Annotated in this window: 16 protein-coding genes; 5 read left to right on the forward strand and 11 right to left on the reverse strand. The window is 69.9% G+C overall.

Going from position 1 to position 14354, the window contains the following annotated elements:
* Positions 1–105 precede the first annotated feature (105 nt).
* A complete protein-coding gene (locus ADL03_RS16185; RefSeq protein WP_053734290.1) occupies positions 106–1653 on the forward strand; it encodes an amino acid permease in 1548 nt (515 codons plus the stop codon).
* 8 nt (positions 1654–1661) lie between these two features.
* On the opposite strand, the gene ADL03_RS16190 is transcribed toward ADL03_RS16185, so the two are convergent.
* A complete protein-coding gene (locus ADL03_RS16190; protein WP_053734291.1) occupies positions 1662–2573 on the reverse strand; it encodes a LysR family transcriptional regulator in 912 nt (303 codons plus the stop codon).
* A gap of 71 nt (positions 2574–2644) precedes the next feature.
* Between ADL03_RS16190 and ADL03_RS16195 the strand changes: the two genes are divergently transcribed.
* The gene (locus tag ADL03_RS16195) at positions 2645–3049 is read left to right on the forward strand and encodes a nuclear transport factor 2 family protein (RefSeq protein WP_053734292.1); all 405 of its coding nucleotides are present in this window, start codon (positions 2645–2647) and stop codon (positions 3047–3049) included.
* A gap of 30 nt (positions 3050–3079) precedes the next feature.
* Here ADL03_RS16195 and ADL03_RS16200 read toward each other — a convergent pair whose 3' ends face one another.
* Positions 3080–3838, reverse strand: coding sequence for a hypothetical protein (locus ADL03_RS16200; protein ID WP_053734293.1), 759 nt, complete (start codon positions 3836–3838; stop codon positions 3080–3082).
* Between the two features lie 124 nt (positions 3839–3962).
* Here ADL03_RS16200 and ADL03_RS16205 point away from each other — a divergent pair, with 124 nt between their 5' ends.
* Positions 3963–4826 carry a 3-hydroxybutyryl-CoA dehydrogenase gene (locus tag ADL03_RS16205; protein WP_053734294.1) on the forward strand — a complete coding sequence of 288 codons (864 nt, stop codon included), beginning with the start codon at positions 3963–3965 and terminating at the stop codon, positions 4824–4826.
* Between the two features lie 78 nt (positions 4827–4904).
* Here ADL03_RS16205 and ADL03_RS16210 read toward each other — a convergent pair whose 3' ends face one another.
* From ADL03_RS16210 to ADL03_RS16230, 5 genes are all read right to left on the reverse strand, one after another.
* Positions 4905–5477, reverse strand: coding sequence for an ATP/GTP-binding protein (locus ADL03_RS16210; protein WP_255353369.1), 573 nt, complete (start codon positions 5475–5477; stop codon positions 4905–4907).
* Entirely contained in the window at positions 5467–5832 is a 366-nt protein-coding gene (locus ADL03_RS16215) for a DUF742 domain-containing protein (protein WP_053734296.1), read from the reverse strand. Before ADL03_RS16215 ends, ADL03_RS16210 begins: the two co-directional genes overlap by 11 nt.
* Entirely contained in the window at positions 5832–6266 is a 435-nt protein-coding gene (locus ADL03_RS16220; RefSeq protein WP_053734297.1) for a roadblock/LC7 domain-containing protein, read from the reverse strand. The genes ADL03_RS16215 and ADL03_RS16220 overlap by 1 nt, the downstream gene beginning before the upstream one ends.
* Positions 6263–8581 (reverse strand): nitrate- and nitrite sensing domain-containing protein, encoded by a 2319-nt coding sequence (locus ADL03_RS16225; RefSeq protein WP_063798594.1) that lies wholly within the window; start codon positions 8579–8581, stop codon positions 6263–6265. The genes ADL03_RS16220 and ADL03_RS16225 overlap by 4 nt, the downstream gene beginning before the upstream one ends.
* A 202-nt stretch (positions 8582–8783) precedes the next feature.
* A complete protein-coding gene (locus tag ADL03_RS16230) occupies positions 8784–9698 on the reverse strand; it encodes a hypothetical protein (protein WP_053734298.1) in 915 nt (304 codons plus the stop codon).
* Positions 9699–9791: 93 nt separating this feature from the next.
* Here ADL03_RS16230 and ADL03_RS16235 point away from each other — a divergent pair, with 93 nt between their 5' ends.
* Positions 9792–9989: a hypothetical protein gene (locus ADL03_RS16235; RefSeq protein ID WP_053734299.1), complete on the forward strand. Its 198-nt coding sequence runs from the start codon at positions 9792–9794 to the stop codon at positions 9987–9989.
* Positions 9990–10301: 312 nt separating this feature from the next.
* On the opposite strand, the gene ADL03_RS16240 is transcribed toward ADL03_RS16235, so the two are convergent.
* The 4 genes from ADL03_RS16240 to ADL03_RS16255 form a co-directional block, all read right to left on the reverse strand.
* Positions 10302–11138, reverse strand: coding sequence for a helix-turn-helix transcriptional regulator (locus ADL03_RS16240; protein ID WP_053734300.1), 837 nt, complete (start codon positions 11136–11138; stop codon positions 10302–10304).
* Between the two features lie 119 nt (positions 11139–11257).
* Positions 11258–12028, reverse strand: a complete 771-nt coding sequence (locus ADL03_RS16245; protein WP_157528801.1) for a hypothetical protein — start codon at positions 12026–12028, stop codon at positions 11258–11260.
* A 51-nt stretch (positions 12029–12079) separates the two neighbouring features.
* Positions 12080–12394 carry a hypothetical protein gene (locus ADL03_RS16250; RefSeq protein WP_157528803.1) on the reverse strand — a complete coding sequence of 105 codons (315 nt, stop codon included), beginning with the start codon at positions 12392–12394 and terminating at the stop codon, positions 12080–12082.
* 67 nt (positions 12395–12461) lie between these two features.
* Positions 12462–13913, reverse strand: coding sequence for a PucR family transcriptional regulator (locus ADL03_RS16255; protein ID WP_053734303.1), 1452 nt, complete (start codon positions 13911–13913; stop codon positions 12462–12464).
* Between the two features lie 137 nt (positions 13914–14050).
* On the opposite strand from ADL03_RS16255, the gene uraH reads away from it, so the two are divergent.
* Positions 14051–14353: a hydroxyisourate hydrolase gene (gene uraH / locus ADL03_RS16260; RefSeq protein ID WP_053734304.1), complete on the forward strand. Its 303-nt coding sequence runs from the start codon at positions 14051–14053 to the stop codon at positions 14351–14353.
* Position 14354 lies beyond the last annotated feature (1 nt).

Genomic DNA, 14354 nt, shown 5'->3' on the forward strand with positions numbered 1-14354 from the left:
TGTCTGCGAGCCATTGGCGGCATCATCTTGACACCACGGGGTGACCGGCGCCACCCTCAGCCTTCGTCTAAAGGACTGGACGGAGTCCAAATGAGGAGGACGCCGATGAGCCACGAAGCAGACGGAGCAGACAGTCCTGCCACCACCCCGCGGTCCGCCGACGAACAGCGCCTGCACGAGCTCGGCTACGCGCAGGAGCTGTCCAGGACGATGTCCGGGTTCTCCAACTTCGCCGTGTCGTTCACGATCATCTCGATCCTCTCCGGCTGCCTGACCCTCTACGGCTTCGGCATGAACACCGGTGGTCCCGCGCTCATCGTGTGGGGCTGGCCGTTCGTCGGCCTGATGACGCTGGTCGTGGGTCTTGCGATGGCGGAGGTCTGCTCCAGCTTCCCGACAGCGGGCGGGCTGTACTACTGGGCGGCGAAGCTCGCGCCGAGCAACGGCGCCGCCTGGTCGTGGTTCACCGGCTGGTTCAACTTCCTCGGCCAGGTCGCGGTGACGGCGGGCATCGACTTCGGTGCCGCGTTCTTCATCAACGCGTTCCTCGACCTGCAGTTCGGTTACGCCGCCACGCCCCCGCACACGATCCTGATCTTCGGCGTGGTCCTGGTCCTGCACGGCCTGCTGAACACGTTCGGCGTCAAGCTCGTCGCGCTGCTCAACGACATCAGCGTGTGGTGGCACATCGCCGGCGTGCTCGTCATCGTCGGCGCGCTGGTGGTCCTGCCGTCGGAGCACCAGTCCGCCTCGTTCGTCTTCACGCACTTCGTCAACAACACCGGCTGGTCGTCGGCGTTCTACGTCGGCATGCTCGGCCTTCTGCTGGCGCAGTACACGTTCACCGGCTACGACGCCTCGGCGCACATGACCGAGGAGACGCACGACGCGGCGCGCAGCGGCCCGCGCGGCATCGTGATGTCGATCGTGGTGTCGCTGGTCGCGGGTTGGGTGCTGCTGGTCGGCATCACGTTCGCCATCCGCGACTACGACGGCGCCGTCACGAGCTCGACGGGCGTGCCCCCGGCCCAGATCTTCATCGACGCGCTCGGGCTCACGGGCGGCAAGCTGCTGCTGCTGATCGCGATCGGCGCCCAGCTGTTCTGCGGCATGTCGTCGGTCACCGCGAACTCGCGGATGATCTACGCGTTCTCCCGTGACGGCGCGCTGCCCGCGTCACGGGTCTGGCACAAGATCAACAAACGCACCCGGACGCCCACCAACGCGATCTGGCTGGCCGCGGGCGGCGCGTTCGTGCTCGGCCTGCCGTACCTGTGGAACGCGACCGCGTACGCGGCGGTCACGTCGATCGCGGTGATCGGGCTCTACATCGCCTACGTGCTGCCCACGCTGCTGCGGCTGCTGCAGGGCGACCGGTTCGACCGCGGGCCGTGGCACCTGGGCAGGTGGAGCAAGCCCGTCGGGGTCGTGGCGGTGGCGTGGGTCGTGTTCATCACCGTGCTGTTCATGCTGCCGCAGGCGAGCCCGGTGACGGCGAAGACGTTCAACTACACGCCGATCGCGGTGCTCGTGGTGCTCGGCTTCGCGGGCATCTGGTGGCTCGCCTCCGCGCGGAAGTGGTTCACCGGCCCCAAGGTCCAGGGCACGCCGGAGGAACTGGCCGCGATCGAACGGGACCTGGACTCGGTCTGAGGCGTGGCTCAGGGGCGCTGGTGCCGGCGGAGCCGGACGACCAGCTCGGCGGTGGCGTCCCCGAGCAGCTCGACGAACTCCCGCGCGGGCCGGTGGCCGGCGCGGTGGGCGACCGCCGTGCCGCGCACCGCCGCGGGGTGGTCCACGCGGGCCACGGCGATCGACGGCGGCAACGCCGGCACGACCAGGCCCGGCACGACCGTGACGCCCAGACCGGCCGAGACGAGACCGAGCTTCGCGACCCAGTCCCGTGCCACGTAAGCGATGTGCGGCTCCCACGCCGGTTCGGTCCAGCCACCCAGCAGCGTGGTGCCGGGCTCGGCGCTGCCCGCGATCCACCGCTGGTCGCGGAGCGCCTCGGCGGTCACGGCCGGCTGGCCCGCGAAGGGGTGGCCGAGCGCCGTCGCGACGAAGAGCGGGTCGTCCAGCAGGGGCGTCACCTCGACGCCCTGCGGTGGCGGACCGGCCGGGGTCACGACCGCGAGGTCGAGGCGGCCGCGCCCGACGGCGGCGAGCAGGCCGGGGCTCAGTCCTTCCCGGACCGTCACACGGGTCCGCGGCGCCGTCCTGCCCAGTGCGGCGATGGCATTGGGCACCAGCACCGCCATGGCGGTCGGGAACGCGCCGACCCGCAGGCGACCGGCCGGCTGGGCGCCGAGGTCCTGGAGGTGCTGCCGGGCGGCGTCCAGCTCACCGAGCACCGCGTCGGCGTGCCGGACGACGACCCGGCCCGCCTCGGTCAGCCGCACCCCGCGGGCCTGCCGCTCGAACAGCGCCTGACCGGCCGCCTGCTCCATCAGCGCGATCTGCCGGGACACGGCCGACTGCGTGTAGCCCAGCCGCTCGGCCGCGACCGAGAACGACCCGTGCCGCGCCGCCTCGCGCACCAGCCGCAGCCCGACGACCGTGAACTCACCCATGCTCAGAAGTGATAGCACACATGCGAGACCGTCGTTTGTCGCATAGCTCCCCACTGCCTAACGTCGTCCACATGGGAACCGCGGAGAACAAGAGGCTGGTCCAGGACGTCTTCGACCGGGTGGCACGGGGCGACACGGCCGCGCTGACCGAGGCGATGGCCGACGACTTCCACTGGGTGTTCCCCGGCGGCTGGTCGTGGTCGGGCAGCTGGGGACCGAAGGAGGTCGCGCTCGGCGGGTTGCTGCGACCGCTGATGGCCCAGTTCACGGACTACCGCCTCGCGGCCGACCTCGTCATCGCCGAGGAGGACCGCGTGGTCGTGCAGGCCCGCGGCCACGGCACGACCACGCGGGGTGAGCGGTACCACCAGACGTACTGCTTCGTCCTGCGCGTGACCGGCGGGAAGATCAGCGAGCTGGTCGAGCACTGCGACACGGCGCTCGTGGAACGGGTGCTGGACCACCCGGCCGCCTGAGCCCCGGTCACGGGCTGTGCGGCCGTCGGCTCAGCCGCTCTTGCGCAACGCCGTCGAGCCGTCCGCCGACCCGTTCTGCAGGAAGACGTCCATGATCGTGCCGTCCGCGGTGGGCTTGGCGCTGAACGTCCCGCACGGGCCGGCCGTGGTGCGCAACGTGAACTGGTCGCCGTCGGGCGTCACGGTGCCGCGGCAGTCCAGCCTGATGCCCGAGGGCTGGGCCCGGTCCTGGGGGAAGCCGGGCGGCGGCTGCATGGTCAGCCCCGTCGAGAACGTGAACTCGCCCGACTCCGTGATGGTCAGCACGGTGGGCGTGGTCTCGAAGCCCTGCATGGGGGTGCTGGCCGGCTGCTCCCACCTGCCGACTGCGGCGGCGAGGGCCACCGGGCTCTGGGCGTTGAGGACCACGGCGGCCGTGCCACCGCCGAGCAGCACCACCAGCAGTGCCGCACCGGTCACCAGGCCACCGGTGCCGACCCTGACGTTCCCGATGTTCCAGTAGCGCTTCGTCTGCCTGATCCGGGCGCCCGGCCCGGCCTGGAAGTTCCGGAGGTCACCGCTGTTGTCCACGTTGTACACGTGGTACCGCAGCGCGTTCGCGAAGTTCTCGTCGCGGTCCATCTCCCCCGCGACCGCGTTCACCACGTGGTCGAGCTCGGCGCCGCCGAGTGGTTCCCCGCGGCTGAGCGCGGCCCCGACCGGCGTGCCCCGGAACCGGTCGGCCAGCAGCTGGTGCACGCCCGCGGAGGGCACGCTGACAGCGATGCGGGCGAGGTGTCTGTCGTCCATGTCCTTCCCCCTGCCGTGAGTAGCAGGCCACTATCGTGCGGACCCGAACGGACGGACGCCACCCCCGGCCCCCATTCGGACCAGCACCACGTCGGTTCGAGCAGGTCGTGGCAGGATCGGGCGCGTGAGTGACATTCAACGTGTGGGAATCGTCGGTTCCGGCCTGATGGGCTCCGGGATCGCCGAGGTGAGCGCCCGTGCCGGCCTCGACGTCATCGTCGTCGAGGTCAACGCGGACGCGGCCGAGGCAGCGCAGGGGCGGATCGCCTCGTCGCTGGCCAGGGGCGTCAAGGCGGGCAAGCTCAGCGAGCAGGAGCGGGACGCGGCGATCGGGCGGATCCGGTTCACCACGGACATCGGCGAGTTCGCCGACCGGCAGTTCGTGGTCGAGGCGGTCGCGGAGAACGAGCAGGTCAAGACCGAGGTCTTCACGGCGCTGGACAAGGTCGTGCGGGACGAGGACGCGATCTTCGCGTCCAACACCAGCTCGATCCCGATCATGAAGCTCGGCATGGCCACGAACCGGCCCGAGCAGGTCATCGGCGTGCACTTCTTCAACCCGGTGCCGGTGCTCAAGCTCGTCGAGATCGTGCCGTCGCTGCTGACCGGCGCCACCACGCAGGAACGCGCGGAGGCGTTCGTGCGCGGGACCCTGCACAAGGAGGTCATCCGCTCGCAGGACCGCGCCGGGTTCGTGGTCAACGCGCTGCTGATCCCCTACCTGCTCTCCTCGATCCGCATGCTGGAGTCCGGCTTCGCCTCCGCCGACGACATCGACAACGGCATGGTGCTCGGCTGCGCCCACCCGATGGGGCCGCTGCGGCTGACCGACCTGATCGGCCTCGACACCACGAAGGCCATCGCCGAGTCGATGTACGAGGAGTTCAAGGAGCCGCTGTACTCGCCGCCGCCGTTGCTGCTGCGCATGGTGGACGCGGGCCTGCTGGGCAAGAAGTCCGGCCGCGGGTTCCACAACTACGCCAAGTAGGACGCACGCGGGGACCTTTCGCACTCTCAGACGGTGCGAAAGGTCCCCGTGTGCGTTCGCAGGCGGGCGGCCTGGCCCTCAGGCGGGCGCCAGCCGGCTCATCGAGTGCTGGATCAGCCCGACCAGCACCGTCTTGCTCGACTCGCGGTTGCGGGCGTCGCACAGCACGACCGGGATCGCGTCGTCCAGGTCGAGCGCGTGCCGCACCTCGTCCACGGTGTACAGCTGCCCGCCGTCGAAGCAGTTGACCGCCACGACGAACGGGATGCCGCGGTGCTCGAAGAAGTCGATGGACGGGAACGACGAGTCGAGCCGCCGCGTGTCCACCAGCACGACGGCGCCGATCGCGCCGTGGGCCAGCTCGTCCCACATGAACCAGAACCTGTTCTGGCCGGGCGTGCCGAACAGGTAGAGCACCACGCTGGCGTTGATGGTGATGCGCCCGAAGTCGAGCGCCACCGTCGTGGTGTCCTTGCCCTCGATGCCGGCCAGGTCATCGACGTGCACACCGGCCTCGGTGAGCAGCTCCTCGGTCTTGAGCGGCGGGATCTCGGAGACCGACGAGACCATGGTGGTCTTGCCGGTGCCGAAACCACCCGCGATGACGATCTTGACCGAGGTCGGCACGGTCAGCTGGTCGTCAGATCCCACGAACACCATCCAGTACGGCCTGCAGGAGATCCCGGTCGGGAACCTGCGGAGCGGAGTTCTGCACGATCACGTCACCGCGCTCGATGAGGTCCGAGAGCAGCACCTTGACCACGACGAGCGGGACGTCGAGGTAGGCGGCCACCTCGGCGACCGAAAGAGGGCGTGCGCACAACGACATGATCTCGCGGTGCTCGACCGTCAGCGACGTCTGGTCGGACGTATACGAGGAGGCTCGGACCTGCGTGACCAGATGCAGGTTTGGCGCGTTCGGCCGGGTGCGGCCGCGCACCATCGCGTAGGGCCGCACCAGCGGCCCCGCGGCCTCGTCGTACCACCAGTCCTCACGCGCGGACATCAGCGCGACTCTCGTGCCGAGGGCACGGTCGCCGTTTCTGCGCGCGGGGCCGAGGAGAGGTACGTGCCCACCCGCTTGACCAGCATGTTCATCTCGTACGCGATCATGCCCATGTCCGCGTCCTCTTCACCGAGCAGCGCCAGGCACGCACCGTGTCCCGCCGCCGTGACGAACAGGTACGCGTGCTCCATCTCCACGATGGTCTGCCGCACCGCGCCGCCGCCGAAGTGGCGCCCGGTGCCGCGGGCGAGCGACTGGAACGCCGACGCCATCGCCGACAGGTGTTCCGAGTCGTCGCGCGAGAGCCCGGCCGAACGGCCGAGCAGGAGTCCGTCCGCCGACAGCACGACCGCGTGCCGGGCGCCGACCACCCGCTGGATGAGGTCCTCCAGCAGCCAGTTGAGTTCGCCGTGCTGGCTGGTCTTGTCCTTCATGACGAGGGGGCTCCTTCTGATCTCCAGTCGTCGGTCAGCCGCGCGTCGCGGGTGCCGCGCTGGAACGCGGCAAGCCCGTCTCGAGTTCGCTCGGCCGACCTTTCACCGGTCATCGGTTCAGCGTGTGACACGTCGTCGGACTGCATGAGCTGCGGCGCGAGGTTCTGCCGCTTCTTCCTGCGGGGCAGCGGGGGCTTCCCGTCCGAGGCCGGTGCCGGGGTCTTGGGTTCGTCCGCGGGTACCTCTGGTTCGGGAGCGGGCGCGGGGGTCACGGCCGCGTCCGGCACGGGCGGCCGCTTCAGCGGGAAGCTCGGGTGTTCCTCGACGTGGCCGTGGTACTGGTCGTGGAACGACCGCACCGGCATCTGCGTGGTCTCGGTGATGTCGCCCGCGGTGTTGTGCGGTGCCACGAGCTGCGGCGGCAGCACGCACAGGGCGACCGTGCCGCCGTAGGGCGAGTCGCGGAGCTCCACCTTGATGCCGCGCCGGGCCGCGAGCCGCGCGACCACGAAGAGGCCCAGCCGGGACTCGCCGCGGAACGCCATGGTCTCGAAGTCCGGCGGGTTGGAGAGCTTCGCGTTGGCCTGCAGGCGTTCCTCCTGCGTCATGCCCAGGCCGTGGTCCTCGATCTCGATCACGATCCCGTGCGGCACGGCGTTGGAGTGGACGACCACCTCGGAGCGCGGTGAGGAGAAGGCCGTCGCGTTGTCGATCAGCTCGGCCAGCAGGTGGATGGTGTCGGCGACGGCCACGCCCACGAGCGCGCGGTCGGGCACCGGGTTGACCTTGACCCGCACGTACTGCTCGGTCTCGGCGACCGCCGCGCGCAGCACGTCGCTCAGCCGCACCGGCTTGCGCCACTGCCTGCCCGGCTGCTCGCCGGCGAGGATGATCAGGTTCTCGGCGTTGCGGCGCGCGCGGGTGGCGAGGTGGTCGAGCTGGAAGAGCGAGTCGAGCTGCTCGGGGTTCTCCTCCTCGCGCTCCAGCTTGTCGAGGATCTTGAGCTGGCGGTGCACCAGGCCCTGGTTGCGGTGGGCGATGTCGAGGAAGACCCGGTTCACGCCCTCACGCGCCTGCGTCTCCTTCACCGCGGCCGCGACGGCGGTGTACTGCGCGGTGTTGAACGCGTCGGCGACCTGGCCGATCTCGTCGTTGCCGTAGTCCAGCGGCGGCATGTCGCGGTGCACGTCCACCTGCTCGCCCCCGCGCAGCCGCGCCACGATGTGCGGCAGCCGTTCCTGCGCGAGCCGCAGCGTGTCCTCGCGCAGCGACGTGAGGCGGGTGACCAGCGCCCTGCTGACCAGCCGGTTCGAGATGCGCAACGCGAGCACGATGCCGACGACGACCGCCAGCAACGCGATCAGGCTGCCGATGAGCACCGCGGTGACCCGGCTGTTGGCCTTCTCCAGTCCCAGGTTCGTGCCGTCCTCCGCCTGCCGCACGGCGATCGCGACGAGCTTCTCGTGCACCGGACCGGCGGCGGCCCGCCACTGCTGGTCCGTGACGCCGCCGTCGCTGTTGATGAGGCGGCCTTCGAGGTCGACCAGCGTGCGGTACTCGGAGCTGGTGCGCAGCGCGTCGTACTGCTGGCGCGGCTGCGGCAACGCGAAGGGGATCGTGGCGTCCACACCGGCGTGATACGCGCCGATCAGCCGAACGAACTCCACCCGCTCGGCGGGCGTGAACGCCTTGTTGAGCAGCCCGCGCGAACCGATCGTGGCGGCGCGGGACATCCAGTCGGCGGCCTGGAAGATCGTGACGGCGTGCACGGTGGACTGCCCGGCCTCGGCGTCGGGCACCAGCCGCGCCTGGCGGGCGAACAGCGCGACCCCCGCGTCCACGAGGCTGTTGTAGTAGTCGTAGACCTCCTGCGGGTTGGCGTTGCCCGCCTCGACCCGCGTGCGGTGCTGCCCGAGCTCACCCAGCACGGTGTCGAGCGCGTTGATCCGGTCGACGATGTCCTGCGGCGCGCCGTCGGAGAGCTCCGCGAGCGCCGCCTTCATCCTCGTGACCGACTCGTCGGTCCGCTCCTGCTGCTGCCGCAACGCCGCCACGTCGGTGCCACCGGACCTGCTCAGCAGCACGAGGCTCAGCTGACGTTCCTTCTGCAGCCCCACGAACGCCTGCACCGAGGGGATCGTCGCGTCCTTCACGCCGGCGGCGGCGGAGCGCAGGTAGAAGCTGTCGAAGACGGTGTACGAGGAGAAGACCGCCCACATCACCAGCAGGACCACGCTGGGAACGACGACCACCCCGGCCAGCCGCGACCTGATGGTCCGGTAGTTGGTCGGTGTGTAACCGCTCTTCTCGTTCACAGCGCTCTTCGTCTCCTGTGTCCCACGGCTAGCGCTGCGGGTTACCCAAGTCACCCCTTCGGCTGCAAAATGGTAACAAATGAGGATCTTCGTCACCGAATGGCAGCGATCACGTGCTGTACGCGGTCGCAGGCTACCCAGTCAGGTGAGCGTCGCAACACCCACTACGGGGGTTCTCACAACGCAAGAACCCCCGTACGGCCTAGTTCCGCGGACGTTCGACGGCGACGACGGTGTAGGTCGTCTCCGGCGTCGGCGGCGTGCTGAACCGGGCATTCGGCAGGTAGAGGCGCTTTCCGAACGCGGCGACCGTCGTAGGCACGTCGAACCGCGCGTCCGTCCGTTCCGCCGTCAGGGTCGCGCCGTCACGACCCAGCGTGTATCGCGCGACTTTGTTCAGCCGGTTTTGCACCACGTACAACTGCCGCCCCTCTCGCAACAGTCCGTCACCATTGGTGAGTGTTTGACCGTTCAAATCGATACTGGCGGTCTTGCCGGTGCGCGGGTCGACGCGGAACAACATTCCGGTGTTGCTCTGCACGACGATCAAGCCGCCGTCGAGTCCGGTCTCGATGCCGTTCAGGTTCGTCGCGCCGGGGGTGACGACGAGGTCGCCGGTGAGGTTCAGCGTCGAGTGCGGCTTCAGGCTCAACGGCACCCGGTAGAGCACCGCCTTGCGCGAGTCGGTGAACCACGCCGAGTTGTCGGTGAGGACGACGTCGTTGACGAAGGTGTCCGTGGTCGCGAACTGGAACTTCGCCAGCAACGCCCCCGTGCGCGTGTCGTAGACCCGTGCGTCACCACCGACGCCGCCCGCGACCCACAACCGTTGGCGCTCATCGACCTTCATGCCGAGCGACGGCGTGCCAGGCCCCTTAGCCAGCACCGCGCCCTTACCGGTGCGCAGGTCGGCCGCGTAGATCGACCCGTCGGCCCGTGAGCCGAAGTAAGCCGTGGTGCCGGCGATCGCGATGCCCTCCGGCTGCCACCCGTCAGGCAGGGAGAACTCCGCGGGAAACCGCCCGTGCTGCTGGGACGCGTCCGCGGTGGCCGGCGCGGCAGCGGCGAGGGTGACGCCCAGAACCGCCGCGAACAGGACACCGAATCTGCGGTACATGCCGCCTCCTGGAGTCGGATTGGGGTGCCGTTCCGATCCTGGCGCAGGTCAGGAGGGATTCGGACTTTTCTCAGCAACCCGACATCAACGCTGGTGGGGACGGCTCGCAGCTCGGCCGCGACCTCCGCGATCAGCTCCGGCGACTCGCCCACCGGCCGTCGTTGGCGCGCTGGATGCACCGTCGGCGAGCGCATCGCGTACCACCGCAGGCGGGCGCGATCGGACGGCCGGGAGGGCATCGGCACCGCGCCCAACGTCGTGCCCGAGATCCAAGCGGCGATGTTGCGCTAGGACGGCATCGCAGGGCTGCTCGGCATTCCGGAGACCGCCGGGTCGACGCGCGGCACCTGCGCATGACGGTCGAGCGGGCGTTCGTCTACTCGCAGACCGAGCGGGACGTGCTCCGATCGCGGCTCGGTAGCCCGGACGCTTGCAGCGTGTACGGCTCGCTCATGTTCAAGGGAGCGGTCGGCGCGGCCACCTCGGAAGATCACCGGAGCGTTCGCGACCACCTCGCGGAGGCGTCACGCGTCGCTGACGTGATCGGAGATCGCAACGACCACTGGTTCGCGTCCGGCCCGACCAACGTGGCGATCCACCGCCTCACAGCTCGGCCGCGGCCTCCGCGATCAGCTCCAGCGACTCGCCCTCCCCCAACGCGAGCGCGCTCAACGCCGTGAACCGCCGAGCGCACCCCTCGGTCTGTGCGGGCTCTTCGACGTACTCGCCCTTGACGAACGTCTCGAAGTAGGCGACGTCGTTGTGCTGCCGGTGCGCGAAGCTGAGCAACGTGAACGGCGCCCCCATCGCCGGGTGGGCGCCCGCGCTGTGCGGGAGGACGCGCAGCGACACGGTGTCCAGCTCGCTCAGCTCCATCAGGTGCAGCAGCTGCGCCTTCATCACGCGCGGCCCGCCGATCACGGGGCGCAGCACCGACTCCGAGCACACCGCCTGCACGGTCAGCGGGTCCCGGCCGCCGACCCGGCCGGCCCACGCCTCCCGCATCGCCGCCTGCCGCTCGGCCCGCGGCGGGTCGTCGGGCTGCACCACTGCTTTCGCGTAGTCGGCGAGCTGGAACAGCGTCGGGACGAGATCGGTCGTGAACGTTCGCAACACCGTTGCCTCGAACACAAGATTCGCGAAATCGGCGGCCGGGTCGAACACCGTGACATTGCCGAGCGCGCGCACCTGTTCCGCATACTGCGCCTGTCGCACCACGGCCTGCCATTCCACGGCCGGTACCTGGTAGACGTATCCGAGCGCCATGATGTCGAGCACGGCGGACGGTTGCACCGCGTTCTCCATCATGGACAACTTGGCGCTGCTGAAACCCACCCGCTGCCCGGCCTCGGTCAGGCTGAGCTGCCGCTCGTCCCGCCACCCGGCCAGCTGCCGCCCGATGGCGCGTTCGAGCGTCGTGGCCCGGAAATCCTTCGGCATGCCGCGAAGGATAAGACCGAATCGGATTCCCGAATGGGACCACCCGCTGTGGACAACCGTTAAATGGCCGCCTTGTTCGTTCAGCGATGAGCAATGGCGTTAGATCGCATAGAACGCCATTAACTTATATGGCGTTTCGCGCGCGCATGAGCACGCACGAGGTCATGGAAGCGGAACGCGTCATCGCCCACCTCCGTCAGCAACGCCTTCTCCACCAGGTCGTCCAGCGCGTCCTCGACGTCGCACTCCGACTCGCCCGCGATCGCCGCCGCCTCGGGCACGTCGAAGTGCGTTCCCGGATGCCACGCGCACAGGCGGTACAGCCGGGCCTGCCGTTCCGGGAGCTCCACATAGGACAGGTCGAGCAGGGGCGCGAGGCTGCCGGACTCGTCGGTCAGCGGTTCGAGCTCCACGTGGGCCGCGTCGAGGTCGAGCTTCGCGCGGCTCGTCACGAGCACCGTGCCGGACGCGGGCAGGAACGGTGCCACCTGGTCGGTGCTGCTCGCGTTGTCCAGCACCAGGGTGATCTTCCGCTTGCCGACGATCGAGCGGAACGCCGCCGCGCGGTCGGCGGGGGCGACGCCGTCCAGGCGCAGCGCCTGCAGCAGGCGGCCCAGCCGGGCCTCGGCCGGTTCGCGCACGGTCAGGTCGACGTGGAGCTGGTCGCCGGTGCGGTGGTCGTGCAGCCATTTGAGGACCAGCGCGGTCTTGCCCACTCCCGCGGGGCCGCTGACGACCGTCACCCCGTTGGGCCGCAACCGTTCGAGCTCTCTCTCGCGGCCGACGAAGTGCTTGGGCGGGGCAGGTGGCCGGTACTGCGCCGGAATGCCGTGCGGGCCTCTGAGCCGAAACCCGCCCGCAACCGTCCTACCAGCCAAAACGTCACTCATCACCCGTAACCTCCCCGAGCAGATGAAGCTACGGTCTTTCCCCCGCTTACATCAGACGGCCATAGAGTGATCGCACGCGAGCGCTGCTCCGGTGGTGGAGGTCGCGGTCTTCACCTGACGGCCGTTGATGATGATCTTGCAGGTCAGTTCGCCGTGCACGCCCTCCAGCCGCACGACGACCCGTCCCTTGCGCGCGCCCGTGCGTTGCCACGGCACGTCGGGGTTCCTGAGCGTCCGCTCCTCCTCGCCGGGGACCGTGTAGGTGAGCCGGTCGGCCGTACCCGGCCCCTCGACGACGAGCCGGATGTCGGTGCTCACCGCGCAGCCGCACAACACCAGCAGCAACGCGGCGAGCACGGTTCTCATGTCCCGGAACGGTAGGAAACACGGCCGTGCGTGGGCATCAGCCTGAAGGCTCGACCAGGATCAGCCGTCAGGCTGACAACTGACCGGCCTGCAGCGCGAGGAACAGGTCGACGCGCACCTCGAACTCCGCCAGGTCGACGCCGAGCAGCTCCTCCACCCGGCCCACCCGGTACCTCAGCGTGTTCACGTGCACGTGCAGCTTCTGCGCCGCCGCGGTCCACGACCCGCCGCGGTCCAGGAACACCCTGAGCGTCCCGACCAGGTCGGAGCCGTGTTCGGCGTCGTAGTCGAGCACCGGCCCGAGGAGCCTGCGCCGCAACGACGTCCGCAGCTCCTCCGGCACGCCCGCGAGGAGCAGCTGGTGCAGCGCGATCTCCTCGCCCGCGACCACGCACGTGCGGCCGCCGCGGCGTTCGCCGAGCCTGCGGGCGTGGGCCGCCTCCTCCGCCGCGCCGCGCAGGCCGCGTGCGGTGACCGGCGAGCTGATCCCGACGAGCACCCGTGACGAGCCGAGGCCCGGCTCCATGACCTTGAGCGCCGTGCGGACCTCGTCGGGCACCGAGTCGTCGGCTTTCGCGATGGCGTAGACGGTGTCGCCGGCCGCGGTGACGAGCGCCCGCGGCAGCGCCTCCTCCAGCACGGCGGTGGCGAGGTCGGTGCGCTGGTCGTTGGTGACGGCGCTGACGACGCGCAGCCGGGCGTGCTCCAGACCGGCGGCGGCGAGGCGGGAGTCGAGGTCGGCCGAGGCGTGCAGGACGGCGGTGAGCAACGGCGCGGCGGTGCGGTTCTCGATCTGGCGGCCCTGGGCCTGGCGGAGGCGTTCGAGCGCGACGAGGCTCGCGAGCTCGGCGGCGGCCTCGTGCTGGGGTTCGCCCGCTACCACGAGGACCCAGCTCGTGAGCCGGTTGCCACCGCGTTCGGAGACCGGCACGAGCGTGGTGCCCCTGATCGTCTTCGGCAACCGGTCGGCCTGCAGGAACTCCTTCACCAGGTTCACCCGGCCGGGCAGCTCGCCGCCCGCGACGACCCGGCCGGTGGTCGAGAGCACCCAGCACGGCGCGCCGAGCTCGTGGCTGCCCGCCAGCAGCAGTGCGGGCAGGCCGGCGCCCTCCGCGACGACGGTGAGCAGGCGGCGGTGACGGCTCAGCCCGACGAGCTCGGCCGAGACGCGTTCGGTGATCGTCGCGAACGACAGGTCGACGGGGACTTCGAGCAACGGCACGTGGTGGCGTTCGCAGGCGGTCACGAGGTCGGGCGGGAGGTGGTCGTGGTGGGGCTCGCTCGCGGCCAGGCCCGCCACGTTCGCGGCGGCCAGTGAGCGGACGAACGTCTCGGAGTCCTGCGGGCCGTGGTGCCACAACAGGCCGGACAGCACCAGCTCACCGCCGGAGAGGTACCGGCTGGGGTCGGGCAGCTCGGTTCCGTACACGCGGGTCACCGCGCGGTCGAGCTGGTCCGCACCGGTCTGCAGGCTCAGCCGCAGTTCCGTCATGCCGAGCAACGTCCGCAGCAGCAACATGGGGTCACTCTCGTCCAATCGTGTTTGTAGGAAAGCACAAATTCGTTACGTGTAGGAACCTCCTCATTCATGTGTCACGCCGTAGAGACCCGCACGTCCGAGTCTGTGTACTGGCTCACAACCAGATGGGAGGGCGAGTGACGATCTCCACGCACGTGCTGGACGCCGCACGCGGCAGGCCGTTCGCGGGCATCACCGTGTCGCTGCAACGCCGCGACGGGACCGAGGTGGGCTCCGCGCGGACGAACGCCGACGGCCGGATCACCGGATGGGGTGACGGTCTGGAGGCCGGGGTCTACCGGCTGGTGTTCGACACGGCGCAGGCCGCGCCGTTCTTCCCCGAGGTCGTGCTCACCTTCGACTACTCCGACCCGGCGCAGCACTACCACGTGCCCCTGCTCCTCTCGCCGTTCGCCTACTCCACCTACCGAGGTAGCTGAC

The sequence above is a fragment of the Nocardia sp. NRRL S-836 genome, assembly GCF_001279525.1.
Taxonomy (GTDB): domain Bacteria; phylum Actinomycetota; class Actinomycetes; order Mycobacteriales; family Pseudonocardiaceae; genus Lentzea.